The sequence below is a fragment of the Chitinophaga pendula genome (genome assembly GCF_020386615.1).
GTDB classification, from domain to species: domain Bacteria; phylum Bacteroidota; class Bacteroidia; order Chitinophagales; family Chitinophagaceae; genus Chitinophaga; species Chitinophaga pendula.
This window is the reverse complement of record NZ_CP077769.1, coordinates 985,399-1,004,998: the sequence shown is the minus strand read 5'-3', so window position 1 is coordinate 1,004,998 and position 19,600 is coordinate 985,399. Positions and strand designations below refer to the sequence as shown.

Here is a 19,600-nt window from a genome sequence, read left to right as displayed (position 1 = left end):
TAAATAAAAAAGCGACCAGGTCCTACAACCTGGCCGCTTTTTTATTTGTTGTTTTTATTGTACCATTTTCACCCGTTTGGGTCTTATCACTTCATATAGTAAATAACTTTTTCCACTAAATTGAATATATAGGGGCTCGCCTGCGTACCAAGGTACTCCGGGCTTTTTGGCATGTACCTGAATGTGCAGGTGAGGTTCGGAGCTGAAGCCAGAGTTGCCAACACAGCCTAGTGCTTCACCTTGCTTCACCCACTGGCCTTCTTTTACGATAACACTTTCTTTCTTCATGTGTGCGAGGAACACATAAAACGAATCTGTTTCCAATAATACCTGATTGGTATTATTGGGGCCTCGTTCCATGTTAGGCGGAATATTATCGGGATTGTCGCCATATGCCCGGATCACACGTCCTGATACAGGGCTATAGAGAGTATCGTTGAATATCTCGTAGTCTTCGAGCCGACTGGAGAAGATGCGGTTGGCACGCCCGCCCCAGCTATTAAGTTTTACAATATCCATGGCAAAAACGGCACCACGCAGGCTGTAATGGAACAGGTTGGTCGGCAAGCCTTTTCCACCCTGCAGCACAAAATAACGGCCTGTTTTAAGCGGGAATGCCATGGCTGCTTTCTTGGGGTTGCTGCCCATGGTACCGGTAAAGTACAGTATGGTCAATACTGTAAATAAACAGGTGAATAACAGATTACTGATCATTCTCCAGAGGGCTGGTGTTCGCTGTATGTTTTTCTTTGGTCTGAACAATGATCCGATAATAAACAACAACGCAATAATACCGAAGAGGAATTTTGCATTAATTGTGAGATAGACCCATGTTCCATAGAGATAGATAAACACGCTGAGTGATAATCCACACAACATTTTGTGCCATCCGCTATTGAGCGGTTTCGCTCCTCCCGACCATAACAGGTATAAACTTAACACTGCCAGTCCTATCGTCAGTAACAATAAAATATAAATAACCATATCACAATCTAAAAACAGATATGCAAAATATCAATAATTTTTCCTGCCTGAAGTCACATAATAATTATGTAACATTGCAACACTGGTAATTTACGTTTTGTTGACGGAAGTGGTAATATATCGTTTGTTAGGTGAGCAGACCAGTAGTGCGAATCCCGGTATATAACGTAACATTGCATCAAATTTAGTGATCAGACATGGAAAAGACCATTCAGACAGACGCTGGTATTCCTATCCAACCCGTATATACGCAGCCCATTCTTATGGACGAGCTTCCCGGTGAGTTTCCTTTTACCAGAGGTATACATGCTACGATGTATCGTGATAAGTTATGGACGATGCGTCAGTATGCAGGTTTTAGTACCGCGGAAGAGTCTAATAAGCGATATCATTATCTTTTAAGCCAGGGAGTGATGGGGTTGAGTGTAGCCTTTGATCTTCCCACCCAGATCGGGTATGACTCTGATCATCCGATGGCGGAGGGAGAAGTAGGGAAGGTAGGCGTAGCTATAGATTCGCTAGAGGATATGGAGATCCTTTTCAGTGGTATTTCTCTGGAGCAGATATCGACTTCCATGACGATCAACGCCACTGGTTTTATTCTGCTGGCATTATATATTGCGCTCGCAAAAAAGCAGGGCGCTGATATCAAAAAGATCTCCGGTACTATTCAGAACGATATATTAAAGGAGTATGCTGCGAGGGGGACATTTATCTATCCTCCGCAGCCATCGATGCGGTTGATCACTGATATTTTTGACTACTGCAGCCGGGAGGTTCCCAAGTGGAATACCATCTCTATCAGCGGTTATCATATCCGGGAAGCGGGTGCTAATGCAGTACAGGAGCTTGCCTTTACATTGTCTAACGGGAAAGCGTATCTACAGGCTGCTATCAACAGAGGGCTTGACATCAACGTATTTGCGCGCAGGCTTTCTTTCTTCTTTAATGCCCATAATCATCTTTTTGAAGAGGTGGCTAAGTTCAGGGCAGCCCGTAAAATGTGGGCGGAGATCACCCAATCACTGGGTGCTACTGATACTAAAGCCCAGATGTTACGTTTTCATACACAGACAGGCGGAAGTACCCTCACTGCCCAGCAGCCACATAATAATATAGTACGGGTAGCTGTACAGACACTGGCAGCTACGCTGGGAGGAACACAATCACTGCATACCAATGGCTATGACGAGGCTATATCCTTGCCTACGGAATCGGCTGCCCGTATTGCATTACGCACACAGCAGATCATCGGTTATGAAAGTGGTATTGCAGATACGGTCGATCCGCTGGCAGGCTCTTATTATGTAGAAGCACTTACAAAAGAAGTAGAAGCACAGGCCTGGGAGCTGATCGGAAAGATCGACGCGATGGGTGGAGCTGTAAGTGCCATAGAAGAAGGCTTTGTACAGGAAGAGATCGCCCGGAGTGCCTACAAGTATCAGCAGCAGGTAGAACGCGGTGAAAAGGTGATCGTAGGTGTGAACAAATTCAATGTCAAGGAAGAACCTAGTACAGACGTATTCCGTATTGATGATAGTATCCGCAAGGTACAGACAGAAAAATTACAGTCGCTGCGTGAAAGGCGGGATAATGAGCGCGTACAGTCATTGTTGACCCGTTTGGAAGAAGCAGCGCAAACCTCAGAAAACCTGATGCCTATTGTTGTAGAGGCAGTCGAGCACTATTGCACACTGGGAGAAATTGCAGATACACTCCGTAAAGTATGGGGAGAGCATCGTTGATCATTTTTGCTGACCGCAATTGATGTTCAGCGTACTAACACCTAAAATCCATTCATGCATTCAGTATACTATAACACTTGTCCTATTTGCGGATCGCCGGATATTAAACCGGCCTTACGCGCTAAAGATTACACAGTATCCGGCGAAATATTTGAGATATGGCATTGTAGCCAGTGTACAGGTCGCTTCACACAAAATGTGCCTTCTGCTGAAGCTATAGGCCCATACTATCAATCCGAGGAATATATCTCCCATTCAGAAACAAAAGAAGGTCTTATTAACCGATTATATCATAATGTCCGTAAGATCACGATGCGTTCCAAACTTAACTGGGTACGCGGTGCAGCAGCAGTAAAACAGGGTGACATACTGGATATCGGTTGTGGCACCGGCGCTTTTCTTCATCATATGCAGCAACAAGGCTGGCAGGTAACTGGTCTGGAGCCCGATGAGAATGCACGACATAATGCAAAGACCCTTTATAATATTACACCTGCTCCTATCACGGCGTTGTTTTCGCTTCCCGCGGGGCAATATGATGCCATCACTATGTGGCACGTATTAGAGCATGTGCATGAGTTACATACTTATCTGGCACATCTTCCTACCCTGCTGAAGCCAGGTGGCGCATTACTTATCGCGGTGCCTAACTATACTTCTTCCGACGCCAGTTTTTATAAAGAGCATTGGGCAGCATACGACGTGCCCCGTCACCTGTACCACTTCTCTCCTGCTTCGATGGAGATATTACTTGCGCAGCATGGTATCTCTATAGAAAGGAAACATCCGATGGTATTTGATGCTTTCTACGTAAGCCTGCTCAGTGAAAAATATAAGACCGGAAAAAACCGTTTTATCGCTGGTGCATGGCACGGCTTCCGATCTTACCGTAAAGGCCTTAAGCAGGTAGATAAATGTAGTTCTATTGTTTACGAATGCAAAGTAAAGCAGTAATATTGCCTGTTCACATCAAAAAGCCTCGTTTTACGTAAAGTAAAACGAGGCTTTTTATTTATGGGATGTGGATTACTTCACCAGTTTCATTTCTTTCACGAGATGAGAAGCACCCGCAAATTTGTCCACGATAAACAAAACATAGCGGATATCCGTCATGATGTTACGGCAAATGCTGGCATCATAGTTCATATCACTCATTGTACCTTCCCAGGTACGATCAAAGTTAAGCCCTACCAGCTGTCCATAAGCGTTTAATGCTGGGCTACCGGAGTTACCGCCGGTGGTATGGTTGGAGGCTATAAAACATACCGGCATCTTGCCATTAACTCCATATTGACCATAGTCTTTCTGCGCATATAGCGCTCTTAGCTTAGCCGGCACATCGAACTCATAGTCTCCCGGCTGATATTTTTCCATCACGCCATCGAGGTAGGTATAGAAATCATAGTCCACGGCATCCCTGGGCTTATACCCATTCACTTTGCCATATGTAACCCTCAATGTGCTATTAGCATCCGGATAAAAGCGACGGGTACCTGACATCACGTCGATCTGGGCCTGCATATAAACGCGTTGCAGGCGGTTGATATCTTCCTGTGTTTTATTCATTGGCCTTGCTACCTGTTGAATAAAACCTTCACGTAAGGCAAGTCCTAATTGTACCGCCGGATCTTTCAACAACTGTTCTTTTACCTTCTGATAAGGTTGGGACAGGAGTTCTTTGAGTTTGTCCAGAGAGACCAGGACACTGTTACTGTATATTTTATCCGCGGCCGTACGGCTGTTTTTATTCAATGCTGACCATGCCTGTTCTACCTGATTCCCCCTGTATGTTGCAGGAACGCCGCGGAAGTAGATATCCAGCAACGCCACCGCTACATCATGGTCTACAGTAGCGTTAAAATTCTGATAGAATGCAGGCATCGTCGCTAAGAACTCTTCTTTCAATGCCGGGAAGCTGCTCTCTCCTTTCTGCTCAGCCTGGTTGAGTAATGAGATCAGCCGGTCGCTTACACTTAACAGCTCAACGTTACGGGTGAGTTCGGTGTAATAATCCCTTGCCTGAGCGTAAGGGGCGATAGCATCATAAAGTCCGTTCAGGGAATCGAGCACATAACTATAAGCAGCTTTCCAGGTAGGGTTGGTATTGAGTAAACGCGTATATTCTGCTTCATATTTCAGCTTTTTACCGATACCATCTGTTCGTTTGATCCCTAACATTTCACCCATCCATTTTTTCCAGTAGTTAGCGGTAGAAGCATATTTAGCTGCATACTGGATCTTGATCTGCTCGTCCTTGCGCATATATCCATCCAGTACTTTGAGCGAAGCATCCCGCATAGCTACTTTTGCGCTGTCCAGTAACTGTACTGTTTGCTTCACTGCTGCGGAAGGCAGGTATTCATTGGTTCTGCCGGGGAAGCCGAATACCATAGTAAAGTCATTCTCCTTTACACCTTTCATAGAGATCGGCAGAAAGTATTTAGGCTGTAAGGGGATGTTGTCCTTTGAGTATTCAGCAGGCTTATTGTCTTTCCCGGCATATATGCGGAACATGGAGAAGTCGCCGGTGTGACGGGGCCATACCCAGTTGTCTGTATCTGCGCCGAACTTTCCGATGGAGGATGGAGGGGCGCCTACCAGGCGGACATCTTTATATGTTTCTGTAACGAACAGGTAATACTGGTTTGCTTCGAAGAAAGGTTTGATGATCACGTCCTGATAGCTTTCTTTTTTTACCTGCTGGCGGATCATACTTAGTTGTTTGTCTATAGCCGATTGTCTTTCTCTTTCCGACATACCGGGTTTTACATTGAGTAGTGCTTCTTTGGTAACGTCATCGATACGCACGATAAAGGTCGCGGTCAGACCAGGATTGGGTAATTCCTGTTCCTGCGTCATTGCCCAGAATCCATTATCCAGGTAGTTATGCTGGAGAGAGGAGTGTTTCTGGATGGCATCATATCCGCAATGATGATTGGTAAGCAATAATCCTTTTGAAGAGATGACTTCTGCGGTACAGAATCCGCCAAAACTTACGATCGCATCTTTCAGGCTTCCCTTATTGATGTTGTAAATATCTGCGGCACTGATTTTCATACCCATTCCTTTCATCTCTTTTTCGTTCATTTTGGAAAGCAGCTGTGGTAACCACATTCCCTCAGTGGCATAGGAATAATGTTGCGCCAAAACTATTAACAGTACTAATCCGTACTTCACAAAACGTTGCAGCATGTTGTTTATTTTTTGAAAGCGGCAATTTAAAGAGAATTTCCAACTTATGGTGGTTCATCGCCACATTTCCGTTGACTGCACTGTATTTGTGTATTAAAAACAAGAAAGCCGGAGTATGATCTCCGGCTTTCAAAACTTGCTGCTTTCCTATTTATTAATACAGGTAATCCAGTGCTTTTACGTCGTTGGCGTTGAACGTACGATTGCCACCATTGGAGCAGGCCAACATCCAGGAAGCCGCATCAGGAGTAGTAGGTGTACCCGGGATAGCTACGGCTCCGATAGAAGAAGCCCCTTCATTGCCGGCGCCCGCTGATCCGCAGCTGAATGCACGGTTCATATAGTCGGTATGGCGAAATCCTATACAATGTCCCATTTCATGCTGGATCACAGAACCTACGTACAATACATTTGGATTGCTGCCATATGCGTACTGGTTAGTGTTCATCTGAATGGTGTTGTAGGGATTACCGCTGCTGGTAGGGAAGCCAGCAGAGCCCAGGGTTATAAACCCTTGTGCATCAGGACCTTCATTAAAGCCCTGAATGGTAATGTTGGCAGTACCGCTGGTGATACGGGAGAACTTCAGTGAGAGGTTCAACCTGTTATAACGTGCGATAGCGGTATCTGCTCCTGCGATGAAGGCATTTCCGAGGTTCACTACTTTCACAGTGATGGTACGCGGAAGGTTCTTCACAAGGTAGTTGGTACGATACTGTTCTACGTCGGCTATACGTAGATTGGGGGTACCGGCATCTTTTGAGAGATCATCCTCACTCAGCAGGATATCCCCTTCTACCAGGTAGCCTCCATTGACTTTACGGGCATCGGCGGCGTTAAATCCCCGGGCGCTGATCTGGCTTTTTACATCTGCAGACACTTGTGCATTGGTGGTAGCGGAAGCATCTTGTTGTTTGTTTTCTTTTTGGCAGGATAACATCAATGTTCCAGCTACTAAACAGCTCACGACAGTAATTGCTTGTTTTTTCATGGATTTTTCGATTTTGGTTTAGATATGAAAAATGATATAGCTATACCGATTGCGGATTGGCAATGGTGCAATCAATAAAGTGTTAATAAGACACTCAATAACGCTATCTAACCTGCATAGCAGTATTGGGCCGTTATGTACGGATAAGATGGTTCATGGATATCTTTACAGTGTGTTAATGTAAATGGGTGCGTTGATCATTCATGGTGCGTATGATTTGCTCTCTTTTAAGATTACACTGGTTCTCTGTTTAGGATCGGGATGAATAGGGCCTTGAAGGCAACTTGGAAATACAAGTTAAGCACACACGTAGCGCTTCTTGTGACAATTTAAAATTAGATGTGATTGTTGGTACTCCACCTAAGTGGTACTAAAGATTTGCTCTGACTAAAGTTTCGACTAGATTTTGTTGGTTATCTACTCACTTATTCAATATTACAACATTCCTCTTATTCTAAAAAAATATTTTTTACCGCAGTGCGCAAAGTAACCCTAGCGTATATGAAGCTCACATTGTGTACTATATACACGCTAGGGATAGTTATTAGGGGCGACCGTACATCCATTTCAGGAGTTGGATATCTCTTGGGCTGAATACATTGCCGGGATTGCATCTCAACATCAGTGACAAGGTATCCAAACCACCTGGCATACCAGGTACATTAATTACCGGAAGCGGTGTTTCGGTGGGTGGGCCACAAGGCCTTAATACATTTCTATCCGGATGCAGCAGTCCTATACAATGGCCAAGTTCATGTTGTATCACTCTTCTTACGATGCCTGCATTTGCGGGATTAAGAAGTCCATGTGGGCCTGTATTAACGGTAATAGTAGGATATGGCTTATCCTGACTGGGATATCCGGAGACAGCAAGTATGCTGCTATCCATGACTCTTCCCTGCAGTGTAATGTCGGCGGTAGTATTCACCAAAGAGAACTGCAACTTTAGCTGCAGGACATTGTAGTTATTGAGCGCTTGTCCCAGTGCGGTTACCAGTACAGTAGGTAAGGCAGCTACCCGTACTCTGATATTACGGGGTCCGCTCAATATATAAGGCGGATAAACTACATCCTCTGTTGTGACATCGTGTGTGATAGGATACAGCATCTTTTCATCTGCTGGTATATCACTATTAATTTTAGTAGCTGCAGGTTCTTTCTGACAAGCGAAACATATCAGGCATATGCCGAGGAAGATGCATGTTGTTTTCATGGTATTGTTTTTTTGGGGGGGTAAAGAAATAAAAAATGATCCGCATGCCTGACGGCAGCGGATCACTCTCAACATATGGCGCTCATGAATGTATTAATACAGATAGTTGATGGCTATCCGGTCGTTGGCGTTGAAGCTGGCGCTATTAGCACCAGTGCAAGCCAGCATGATGGAACCAGCATCAGGGCCGCTGGGGGTACCTGGGATCTGGATAGCACCTACACCACCATCACCTTCGTTTACAGCAGATCCGCCGCAGCTGTAGGCACGATTCATATAGTCAGTATGACGCAGCCCGATACAGTGACCGATCTCGTGTTGTAATACTTTAGTAGCAAAACCAACGTTGGTTCCGAATACCGCAGTATTGGTATTGATCAGGATAGTGGGATAAGGATTGCCACCGCTGGGGAAGCCGCCTTGACCGAGGATACCATTGGACCAGAAGTTGCCCTGTACAGTGATATCATAAGGAGCAGTAGTAACATACACAAATTGCAGTGCCAGGTTTTCATTCTGCCAGCGTGTTACCGCAGCCTGTACAGCGGAAGTCAGTGTAGCGTTAAGACCTACGGCTCTTACTCTGATAGTACGGGTACCGGAATAGGTCACAAGGTTCCTGGTACGGTATTGTTCTTCACCAGCAATTCTTAAAGTAGGAGAAGTGATGTTCGCATCCAGGTCGTGTTCATGCAGCAGTATATCGTTTTCCACCAGGTAAGCATCACCTACTTTCTGTACATTATCTGTACGGAAACCTTGTGCTTTGATCTTTTCCAGTACTGCTGTAGAGATACCATCATTAGCAGGAGCCTGGTCAGCTTGTTGATCTTTCTTACAGGAAACGGCAGCTACTGTGCAGGCGAATAGACATGCCATAACGATTCTGGTTTGTTTTTTCATAGACTCAGATTTTGGTTTGGACTAGTTGAATGGGTTTAAAAAATTGATGAATATAATAGCGCCCTATGTCCGAATTAAGTACACTCGTACACTATTTACAAACAACGTATATTCATTACCGTTTATCTATGCTCACAACGATCCTGTTGCTTGTTGTGGAACACCAAACGGCACAAGTGTAGGTGATATGCCAACACGCACGGCATATCTATATCAATGATGTAAATGCAAGACTATAGTGTAGCCCCTATGTATGCATTATGGCTTACGGTAATTTTTGCGGTTTATTATTGTTGTAGCAGGTTTAAATCATCAGATTTTGGGTTTCAAAAATCGTGTTAACAGGGTTCTCTCCTATTCGCCGTGTATTATGCGACAGATTCTAATATAAAAATGTGGATCAAGGAATTGAATGTGTCTTTCAGATTTTAGTTCGTCTATCGTTGCTTATTGATTTGCCAAATTAGATAATGATAAGGGGCACATTTGTGCAGGTTGTTGTTGGAATCTACGCTGCTGAAGGCTTTGGCACACACCTGTTTTTGATGTAAGACAATATTACAACTTTTTCATTTAAAAAAAAATTCCGTTTCCGCCTTTCCAGAAAATTCATTTGACTGGAATAACACTTACTTTTATAGCTATAACCTGGTATCGCAACCAAAATCCATTTTGTCCAATGAGTGCCGGCATCCTAAAAACTTTCTCTGTTCTGCTTTGCAGCCTATGTATTACCAGCCAACTGATTGCCCAGTCCAACAATCATACGGACAGTATCTATGCGCAATATGCTGCTACAACACTGTCGAGAGATAGCGCTCAGGCAGCCCCTTGGGGCTACCTGGTCAAATTTCGCCAATATCCGGGTAATCCGTTGCTGACACAACATGGCTTGCTGCATGCCATCGGTGCTCAACATTTTATCCTTCGGGATGCCACCTTTGATTCCCTGCAGCTAAAAACCGTCGTATATCTGTCACCCGCCAACGCTAACTGGAAAAGCAGCCGGCAGCTCCTTTCCACCATAACGCGTATACGGCCTAGCGACAGCCTCACCATACAGATCACCACTCCTCCTCCTGCAACCAATGTTCGTAGTCAGCCCTTACAATATGCAAATGTACAGCAGCAAATACCTGAATATAATATGGCTGTTGTTCGTGTAAAGGCGCAGGACTGGCCCCGTTTTATCGGTCAGGCAGGTGTAGTATTTGCCGACATTCCCCGTCAGCCCCGTACAGAAGTAGCTATCCGCGAGCATAATCTCTCTATCAACCTGGTCTCTTCCGTACATCAATTATATCCTGCACTAAAAGGTACCAACCGCATCGTGGCCATCAAAGAACAGTTGTTCGATACCGCCGACGTAGACCTGAAGGGCAAATACGTTCCTTCAGCGATCGCATCCCCCAAAGAGAATTCACATGCCACCAGTATGGCTACCTGGATTGCCGGTATGGGCAATAGCAGTCCGCAAGGCAGAGGGGTAGCAAGTGCTGCACGGCTGACCTCCTCTACTTTTGACCGTTTGCTTCCCGACGAAAAAAGTTTCTTCCAGCAATTCGGGCTTACCCTGCAAAACCATTCCTACGGTACGCCAGGCATCGAAAACTACTACGGCCAGGAAGCCCAGGCTTACGATCAGCTGGTATTGGAGGCAGACACGATATTACATGTGTTCTCTTCCGGTAACATCGGTAATAACACCCCGGACAACGGCACCTATCAGGGGCTGGCAGCTTTTGCCAATCTCACAGGTACGTTCAAACAAGCGAAAAATGTACTGGTTGTTGGTGCAGTAGATAGTTTTTATAACTTACTGGATGGCGGCATATATGGCAGTTCCAGAGGTCCTGCATACGACGGCCGTGTGAAACCGGAAGTCGTTACTTACGGACAGGCAGGTACTTCCGATGCGGCGGCGACTACTACAGGTATCGCGGTGCTACTGCAGGAAGCCTATGCTCTCCAGTATGGTAAAACCCCTCCTTCCGCCCTCACCAAAACGATCCTGATCAACAGTGCTGATGATATTGGTACGGCACAAGTGGATTATTACACAGGATTCGGACTGGTAAATGCCCTGGAAGCTATCCGTACGGTAAAAGAACAACGATTCCGCAGCGGCACCGTTACTGCCGGTACTACGCAGACCTACACCATACCCGTACCAGCTGGTATGCGCCAGTTGAAGGTGACCCTCGGATGGAACGATGTACCTGCAGCCGTCAATGCTCCCAAGGCGCTGGTCAATGACCTCGACCTGTTTGTTACCGACGCCAATGGCAGACAATTTGTTCCCTGGATACTTAATCCTGCCCCTAATGCACAGTCACTACGCAGGGCAGCAGTCCGCGGTCGCGACAGCCTGAATAACCAGGAGCAGGTGACCATTGATATGCCTCCTGCCGGCAATGTTCAGATACAGGTAAGAGGGCAAGCCATCCCTGGCAATACGCCGGTCACTCACTATATCGCTTACCAGTATACGCCGCTGTCTTCTTTCAGCTGGCGATATCCGGCACCGGCGGATATACTGACAGCCGGCACCTCCGTACCGCTCCGCTGGCAAACGAATGCCTCCGGCAACTTTGACCTCTCCTATACACTCGACAGTGGCCGCACCTGGACAGCTATCGCCTCACAGATTGCTATCACTGGTAAAACATGGCGCTGGCAGCTGCCGGATACTTTTTCCACTGCAAGATTGAGAATGTCCAATGCAGATACCACCTGGTACAGTGACTATTTTTATCTGGCGACCGCCCCTGATATACAGGCAGGCTTTGACTGCCCGGATGAAGTGATGGTATACTGGAACCCCACACGTGGCGTAGCCGGTTATGAAGTACTGACATTGGAGAATGGCGCGTTAAGACCCATTGTACAAACTACGGATACCTTTGCTATCATCTCCAGAACCCAGACTAAGTCTATCTATTTCGCCGTAAGAACGGTACATAAAGACGGCTGGAAGGGAATGAACAGCTATACGCTCAATACCAAACAGCAAGGACTGGAATGTTATTTCCAGCAAACGCTGGCTGATGCGACGGAAGATAGCAAGGTGAGCCTCTACGTAAGATTTGCTTCACTTTACAAATTGAAACGTTTCAGCTGGGAACGGCGGGAAAGTGAACGTGGCAGCTTTATCACCTTGTCCTCACAGAACATCACCCAGGAGTATAGCTACAGTAGTAGCGATGTTCCACCGCATTCCGGTATTATATTCTATCGGGTAAAACTGGAGCTGACAGATGGCAGGATATATTACTCAGACCCCATACCGGTCAATATCCTGCTCAACCAGGCATTCCATCTTTTCCCAGTACCTACTACCAATGAGATACGGTTGCTATCTAAAGAAATCAAAAACGACCAGCTCCGGCTGATCGATATCAGTGGCAGAGTGGTAGCGCAGTTGCCGGTGACGCAGTTCACACAGGTGCTGTCACTGCAATCACTGGCACCAGGTGTATACTGGTGTGTGATCTATCGCGATAAACAACGCATTTTCATCAAAAAGATCATCAAACTCTAAGCTGACACGCCTTAAAATAATCCTATAAAAAAAGACGACCGCCAGTTGGCAGTCGTCTTTTTTGTATCTACAATAAATCGTGTTGACTACAGGTGGATAGCCTCGCCGTAAGCCACTTCGATCGCATCCTTTACGGATTCGCTCATAGTTGGGTGCGGGTGGATGGAATCCAGTACTTCCTGGTAGGTGGTCTCCAGTTTACGGGCAGTTACGGTCTGTGCGATGATCTCGGTAACGTTAGCGCCGATCATGTGCGTACCCAGCCATTCGCCGTATTTAGCGTCAAAGATCACTTTTACGAAACCTTCAGTAGCGCCGGCTGCAGATGCTTTACCGGATGCAGAGAAGGGGAATTTACCCACCTTCACTTCATAACCAGCTTCTTTAGCTGCTTTCTCGGTATAACCTACAGATGCGATCTCAGGTGCACAGTAAGTACAACCCGGGATGTTCATATAATCCAGCGGAGTTGGCTGGTGATGGTATTTTTTCTCTCCGTAAGCGATGGCTTCTACGCAAACGATACCTTCTTTAGAAGCTACGTGCGCCAATGCCGGACCCGGTACGATATCGCCGATCGCATATACACCAGGTACGTTGGTCTGAAAGTATTTGTCTACAAGTACACGACCTTTATCTGTTTTCACACCCAGGGTTTCCAGGCCGATGTTTTCGATGTTGGTGGCTACACCTACTGCGCTCAGTACTACATCTGCTTCCAGGAAGATCTCGCCGGTCTGTGTTTTCACTTTAGCTTTTACGCCGTTGCCGGTATTTTCTACCGCTTCAACAGAAGCATTGGTCATGATCTCGATACCTTTCTTCTTGTAGATCTTCTCCAATTCTTTGGAAATATCTTCATCTTCTACCGGTACGATGCGCGGCATGAACTCAACGATGGTCACTTTAGTGCCCAGGCTGGCATAGAAGTAGGCAAATTCAACGCCGATTGCACCAGAACCTACCACGATCATGGATGTAGGTTGCTGAGGCAATACCATTGCTTCGCGGTAACCTATCACGCTCTTACCATCGATCTTCAGGTTAGGCAGTTCTCTGGAGCGGGCACCGGTAGCCAGGATGATGTGTTTAGCTTCGTAAACGGTGGCTTTACCATCTTTATCTGTTACCTCTACCTGACCTTTAGCTTTCAGTTTACCATTACCGAGAAGTACATCGATCTTGTTCTTCTTCATCAGGAACTGAACGCCTTTGCTCATCTTGTCGGCTACACCACGGCTGCGTTTTACGATTGACTCAAATTCTGGTTTGGCATCGCCAACGGTGATACCATAATCCTTTGAATGCTGAATATATTCAAACACCTGTGCAGATTTCAATAATGCTTTGGTGGGAATACAGCCCCAGTTCAAACAAATACCGCCCAGGCTCTCTCTTTCTACTACTGCTGTTTTAAATCCCAGCTGAGAAGCACGGATAGCGGCCACATATCCACCTGGACCACTACCAATTACGATTACGTCGTATGCCATATTGTTTAATTTTAATTAAAACTCGTCAAAGGTAATAATTTTTTCAAACCCCTGCCGATGTTTAGTTGTTACATCTGCCCTGATCCTCCACTTACTTAAACATTAATTTTAAAGATGATACTTCTGCCGGTAGGTCTGTCAGAGCAACCCCTATATAAAAAGGTAGCCCCGCCAGTATAGGCGGGGCTATTTTCCTTGGTTTACTTTGAAGATCCATCAATATGATTATCGGAGGTCTACTACTTCCACTCCGGGATATTTTTTGCTGTCGAAGCTGAAGGTAGCATCACTCACGTTACTATTCGGTGTAAAGTTAGTAATCTCGTATGTATAGCGGTTACCATTCTTTTCAAAAATCTTCATCTTCGCGATGTTCTGGTTTTTCTTATCTACAGAAAGCTGCACTTTGAAGATGTTCTTCGATTTATCGGTCGGCGTCAATTCGATGTTCTGTAATACCTTTCCTTTCTCATTGGATTCTCCTTCCAGGCGATACAGGAAATCTTTATCGTAGAAGTTGGTGAACAGTTTGGCGGGGGTGATCGTCGTACTGCTCTGGTCTACGTTATTGATCGTTACTTCGTTCACATCCTTTGCATAAGTCCAGGAAGTTTTGTTATCGCTGATCAGCTCCTGTCCTTCCATACTCACTTTATATTTGGCTCCTTTCAGGTATACGGTACCTTTTTTGGAGTCGGTTACGCTGTTGTTACCCCCTTCCACTTTCAGTATGAAGTTGGCTACCACAGACTTGAGTGTTTTAAATTTACTGCTCACATTATCCAGGATAGCCTTTGCTTTGGGGTCGTTCTGACCTCCTTTGGCTTGGGCCATACTACTGAATACCACACCCACCGTCAACATACCCATTAATACAATTTTCTTCATCATTATGTTTTTTGGTTTTCTATCTATTTTATTGAGACAAATGTTATGCCGATCCGGCCCCTGCAATCGCGGTCGCTGTTAAATAAATGCAAAATACACTTCAGGGGTGAAAAGTAGCTGGCTGCCTTGTTTTTTTAAGATTAAAAGAGGTCTGTTAATATCTCCTCCAGGTCAGCTTCCGACTTAACGATCACATCCCTGGCTTTGCTGCCCATATTCGGGCCTACGATACCAGCGGCTTCCAGTTGATCCATGAGGCGGCCGGCTCGGTTGTAACCCAATTTCATGCGGCGTTGCAGCAGCGAAGTAGAACCTTGCTGGTTCTGTACGATGATCCGGGCAGCCTCTTCAAATAGCGGGTCTTTCTCTCCCAGATTGACGTCCTTGCCTTCCATGTCTTTGTCATCCACATATTCGGGCAATAGGAATGCTTCGGGGTATCCACGTTGTTCGCCGATGAACTCGGCTACCCGCTCTACTTCGGGGGTATCTACGAAGGCACATTGCAGACGTACCAGTTCCCCATTGAAAGACACCAGCATGTCCCCCTGCCCGATCAGTTGCTCCGCACCACCGATATCGAGGATCGTACGGGAGTCGATTTTGGAAGACACCTTAAAGGCTACCCGGGCCGGGAAGTTGGCCTTGATAGTACCGGTAATGATGTTCACAGAAGGACGCTGGGTAGCAATGATCAGGTGTATCCCTACCGCACGCGCCAGCTGAGCCAGACGGGCAATAGGCATCTCCACCTCTTTACCCGCAGTCATGATCAGGTCGGCAAATTCATCTACCACCAGTACGATAAACGGCAGATAACGGTGCCCTTTCTGAGGATTGAGGCGCCGCTGCGTGAATTTGTTATTGTATTCGCGGATGTTACGGGTACCGGCCTCTTTCAGCAGGTCGTAACGCAGGTCCATTTCTATACAGAGGGCATTCAGGGTATGGATCACCTTTTTGGTATCCGTGATGATCGCATCTTCCTCCCCTGGCAACTTGGCCAGGAAATGCTTTTCTATCAGCTTATATAGGGAAAGCTCCACCTTTTTCGGGTCTACCAATACAAACTTCAGCTGAGAAGGATGCTTTTTATACAGCAACGATACTAATAAGGTATTGATACCTACTGACTTACCCTGTCCCGTAGCACCTGCCATCAGCAAGTGGGGCATTTTGGCCAGGTCGGCGATGAAGTTTTCGTTGTCGATTTTTTTACCGATCGCAATGGGCAGATCCATCGTGCTGGTCTGGAACTTCTCCGATGCCAGCATATTTTTAAGCGATACAATGGTCTTTTTCACATTAGGCACCTCTATACCAATGGTACCTTTACCTGGTATCGGGGCGATGATACGGATGCCAAGGGCTGAAAGGCTCAGGGCGATATCGTCTTCCAGGTTTTTGATACGGGAGATACGCACCCCTGCCGCAGGCACTATCTCGTATAGGGTAACGGTAGGCCCTACGGTTGCGCTGATCTTCTGGATAGAGATGTCATAGTTTTTGAGGGTATCGAGGATCTGGTTTTTGTTCTTCTCCAGTTCTGTCGCATCCTGTACCACCCGCTCCGTACTGTGATTTTCCAGCAGGTCCAATGTCGGATACTGGTAATCGCGCAAGTCCAGCGTCGGCTCATATGGATCCAGTTGTACCGGCTGCCGCTGCGGTGTCACCTCCTCTTCTACCTCTTCTTCATCTTCGTAAGTAGGTTTGATCTCAAAGGCCACCTCTTCCGGTTCTTCCTTTTTACGGTTCACCGGCGGACGCACCACCGTCTCTTCAATATATAACAGCGGACCGTCTTCCGCTTCCTCTTCTGCAATTTCTTCTTCCTCTTCTACCGGCGGGATGATCTCCAGTTCCGGGGTTGCTGTTGCTGCTGCCGCCATAGATACTTCCGGTATCGGCGGGGGTACATAACTGATCAGCGGAGATATTTCAGGCCCTGCGTCCTCTTCTTCTTTTTCAATGAGTTGCAGCCCTTCAGCATCCTCTTCTTCCTCATGTGGCGGAATGACGACGATGCCTCCTCCCTCTTTCATGCTGTTCTGACGGGCGGATTTTTCCCTCGCTGCCGGTGTCGCAGCCAAGGGGTCTGTTTCCATAGCGGCAGCAGACATTTCCGGTACCGGCGCTCCTGCATTGGCGGCGACTGGTTTGGCCATACGTTCCGGCCATTTAAAGTCAAAGTTGAATTTCCAGATCAGCCAGGCCAGGCCTGCTACCAGCAACAGCAAGGCAGCACCCACATGTCCCAGGAAACCACTGGTCCATTTATTGATGGCATCCCCGAGCGCACCTCCCCAGGGAAATCCTGCGGCACTGGCCGCAAAGGCCAAGGTAGCGCTGATGAACAGCAGCCCAAAGAGAATATGTTTAACGTTACGCCAGATACGGAATACCCGACGCCCTACGATAAAGTTGACACCAAGGATAAAAAAGAAATAACAGAACAGGTAAGACGCCATCCCGAAACCTTTATAAAAGAACCAGTGCGATACAAAAGCGCCGAGTCTTCCCAGCAGGTTATCCACTTTGACGTCTTCCATGAACAACACACTGGCTGAATAACGGAACACCTTATCCTGGTCCTCTTCCCAGGTAAACAGGTAAGAGGTAAAAGCAATAAAGCAATATAAAGCCAGCAACAGACAAACAACACCCAGTACTTTGTGGGTACGCTCGTCTTTGACCAGCTCTTTGACCTTAACTTCCGGCTCCTTGTCCTTTTTCAATGCGTTGGGGTCTTGCGCACGAGGTGGTTTCTTTGGTGCCGGTTTCTCCGTTTTCAGTTTGTTTTTCGACATAATATTGCTTCAAAATTAAGCCCGGCAGGCGACATATTAGAAATTTATTTCTTACTTCACGTGACAGTTGTTCCCGTATTACATTGCCTGCGCTACCCGATAAAGATAAATGGTGCCTGCAAAATACTAAATGTATTAGTATCACCAAACAGATCAGGCCAGGCATCACGCCTGGCCACAAGTCTATTGCTTACTGTAGATAACGGGCTTATTTGATCTTTAGTACAGATAACAGCAGGAAGATCCACCCTGCCACAAAGAACAGACCGCCTATCGGCGTGATGATCCCCACACCCTTCAATCCTACAGTATCGGTCATTTTTAAAACGGTGAGCAGATATAATGATCCGGAGAACAGGATAGTACCGATGATAAAACAACGGCCTGCCCATACCAGCTGGTTGCCCGGAATATGCGCGTATAACATACCCGCCGCCAGCAATGCAAACACGTGATAGAACTGATACGTTACCCCCGTCTGAAAGGTGCTGACTGTCTCCGGTGGTACCAGTTCTTTCAGCTTATGCGCACCGAATGCACCAAATAATACTGCCAGCGCTCCCAACGCCGACGCCCACACTAAAAAACTCTTATACATTACTTATCTTTTTGGTAAAAGTATCCAGCGATATGTCATCTGATTCTGCAATGATAATCTGCGCCTGCTCATAAAAAGGCAGCCTCGCCGCCAGCTTCTTCTCTACAAAGTCTGCAATCTCCTCATCCGGCAGGTCCTGTATCAGCGGCCGTTTATGTTTCTTCCGGCGTAAACGCTCGGAGATCACTTCGATATCCGGGTTCAACCAGATAGTCTGACCGTGTTCATTCATAAAATCCATATTATCCTGGAAACAGGGCGCTCCGCCTCCGCAGGATATCACAAATGCCGGATGTTTAGCCAGCTCCCGCAACCAATATCCCTCCTGCTCCCGGAAGTAATCCTCTCCTTTACTGGCAAAAATATCACTTACAGACATTTCCTCCGCTTCGACTATTACTTCATCCAGATCGTAAAATGGCAGCTGCAGATGCTCTGCCAGTTGCTTGCCCCAGTATGTTTTGCCGGCTCCCATAAAGCCTAGTAAAAAGATTTTCAAGGTAAACAGGTTTATTGGTATGATCAAATACTAACGGTCATCCTGTATTGAAGATACATTATCCACAACATATGTTCTCCGCAGTCAGCAGGGCAGGTATAAGGCCTTTATCAAGTGCCCGTACCCGGCAGTACCCACGCCAGGCATAGTTCATTCTCCAAGATATATTGCAAATATAATTGTGTGTCGATATCTTCCTTCACAAAATTACAGGTGATAAAACCTGCCGGCTGAAACCGGAACGGCGCCAGCCGGATATTGGCCCGGAAGTCAATCCCTCCCAGCCCAAACCACTTGTACACCGCTTCTTTCGCACTCCAGCAGATACTCTTATGCGGCAGATCATGTGCCGGGTCCATATAAGCCAACTCGTCTACACTGAGAAACTTGTGAGAAACCCAGTCGATCTTCTCCTTCACCTGTTCTATATCTATCCCTACCGGCGAGCTGGAGCTCACAATGGCAGCCGCATAGTCTCCGCAATGGGAGATAGAAAAATAATAGCTGTTGCAATGCAGGTAAGGCTTACGACTATTCATCCGCCGGATGTCGTTGATCGGAAAATCCGGGAACAGCGTGACGAGCAGATAGCGGCCCGCCAGATGTTGCAGACGCTTATGGGGGTGATGGATCTCCCGGGATATACTCACACGCTCCAGGAAGAAACGCTCCTCCTCTGCAATGTGCCATACCCCTAACCGGGTACCCGGTCCGATTTGTACGGTACGTATTAATGGCATATC

At 46.6% G+C, this 19,600-nt stretch carries 14 protein-coding genes; 3 read left to right on the top strand and 11 right to left on the bottom strand.

Annotation, left to right across the window (positions count from 1 at the left end):
- Nucleotides 1-54: 54 nt before the first annotated feature.
- Complete coding sequence (locus tag KTO58_RS03995; protein WP_095840627.1) at nucleotides 55-984, bottom strand: peptidoglycan DD-metalloendopeptidase family protein; 930 nt, start codon at nucleotides 982-984, stop codon at nucleotides 55-57.
- Between the two features lie 197 nt (nucleotides 985-1,181).
- Here KTO58_RS03995 and KTO58_RS03990 point away from each other — a divergent pair, with 197 nt between their 5' ends.
- A complete protein-coding gene (locus tag KTO58_RS03990; RefSeq protein WP_095840628.1) occupies nucleotides 1,182-2,729 on the top strand; it encodes an acyl-CoA mutase large subunit family protein in 1,548 nt (515 codons plus the stop codon).
- 54 nt (nucleotides 2,730-2,783) lie between these two features.
- Nucleotides 2,784-3,683, top strand: a complete 900-nt coding sequence (locus tag KTO58_RS03985; RefSeq protein ID WP_095840629.1) for a methyltransferase domain-containing protein — start codon at nucleotides 2,784-2,786, stop codon at nucleotides 3,681-3,683.
- Nucleotides 3,684-3,755: 72 nt separating this feature from the next.
- On the opposite strand, the gene KTO58_RS03980 is transcribed toward KTO58_RS03985, so the two are convergent.
- The 4 genes from KTO58_RS03980 to KTO58_RS03965 all read right to left on the bottom strand — a co-directional run bounded on the left by KTO58_RS03980 (nucleotide 3,756) and on the right by KTO58_RS03965 (nucleotide 9,028).
- A complete protein-coding gene (locus KTO58_RS03980; RefSeq protein WP_095840630.1) occupies nucleotides 3,756-5,921 on the bottom strand; it encodes a S46 family peptidase in 2,166 nt (721 codons plus the stop codon).
- A gap of 154 nt (nucleotides 5,922-6,075) precedes the next feature.
- Nucleotides 6,076-6,912: a M57 family metalloprotease gene (locus KTO58_RS03975; RefSeq protein ID WP_198315024.1), complete on the bottom strand. Its 837-nt coding sequence runs from the start codon at nucleotides 6,910-6,912 to the stop codon at nucleotides 6,076-6,078.
- Between the two features lie 544 nt (nucleotides 6,913-7,456).
- Nucleotides 7,457-8,125: a M57 family metalloprotease gene (locus KTO58_RS03970; RefSeq protein WP_157753195.1), complete on the bottom strand. Its 669-nt coding sequence runs from the start codon at nucleotides 8,123-8,125 to the stop codon at nucleotides 7,457-7,459.
- A 93-nt stretch (nucleotides 8,126-8,218) separates the two neighbouring features.
- The gene (locus KTO58_RS03965) at nucleotides 8,219-9,028 is read right to left on the bottom strand and encodes a M57 family metalloprotease (RefSeq protein WP_095840633.1); all 810 of its coding nucleotides are present in this window, start codon (nucleotides 9,026-9,028) and stop codon (nucleotides 8,219-8,221) included.
- A gap of 679 nt (nucleotides 9,029-9,707) precedes the next feature.
- Here KTO58_RS03965 and KTO58_RS03960 point away from each other — a divergent pair.
- Complete coding sequence (locus KTO58_RS03960; protein ID WP_095840634.1) at nucleotides 9,708-12,569, top strand: S8 family peptidase; 2,862 nt, start codon at nucleotides 9,708-9,710, stop codon at nucleotides 12,567-12,569.
- A gap of 86 nt (nucleotides 12,570-12,655) precedes the next feature.
- On the opposite strand, the gene lpdA is transcribed toward KTO58_RS03960, so the two are convergent.
- The 6 genes from lpdA to KTO58_RS03930 all read right to left on the bottom strand — a co-directional run bounded on the left by lpdA (nucleotide 12,656) and on the right by KTO58_RS03930 (nucleotide 19,597).
- On the bottom strand, nucleotides 12,656-14,062 hold the full coding sequence (gene lpdA / locus KTO58_RS03955; protein WP_095840635.1) for a dihydrolipoyl dehydrogenase: 1,407 nt from the start codon (nucleotides 14,060-14,062) through the stop codon (nucleotides 12,656-12,658).
- A 225-nt stretch (nucleotides 14,063-14,287) separates the two neighbouring features.
- Nucleotides 14,288-14,953 (bottom strand): outer membrane lipoprotein periplasmic chaperone LolA1, encoded by a 666-nt coding sequence (gene lolA1 / locus KTO58_RS03950; RefSeq protein WP_095840636.1) that lies wholly within the window; start codon nucleotides 14,951-14,953, stop codon nucleotides 14,288-14,290.
- Nucleotides 14,954-15,090: 137 nt separating this feature from the next.
- A complete protein-coding gene (locus KTO58_RS03945) occupies nucleotides 15,091-17,760 on the bottom strand; it encodes an FtsK/SpoIIIE family DNA translocase (RefSeq protein WP_095840637.1) in 2,670 nt (889 codons plus the stop codon).
- A 208-nt stretch (nucleotides 17,761-17,968) separates the two neighbouring features.
- Nucleotides 17,969-18,358, bottom strand: a complete 390-nt coding sequence (locus KTO58_RS03940) for a DUF423 domain-containing protein (RefSeq protein WP_095840638.1) — start codon at nucleotides 18,356-18,358, stop codon at nucleotides 17,969-17,971.
- On the bottom strand, nucleotides 18,351-18,857 hold the full coding sequence (locus KTO58_RS03935) for a shikimate kinase (RefSeq protein ID WP_095841720.1): 507 nt from the start codon (nucleotides 18,855-18,857) through the stop codon (nucleotides 18,351-18,353). The genes KTO58_RS03940 and KTO58_RS03935 overlap by 8 nt, the downstream gene beginning before the upstream one ends.
- Nucleotides 18,858-18,967: 110 nt before the next feature.
- Nucleotides 18,968-19,597, bottom strand: coding sequence for a 4'-phosphopantetheinyl transferase family protein (locus KTO58_RS03930; protein ID WP_095840639.1), 630 nt, complete (start codon nucleotides 19,595-19,597; stop codon nucleotides 18,968-18,970).
- Nucleotides 19,598-19,600 lie beyond the last annotated feature (3 nt).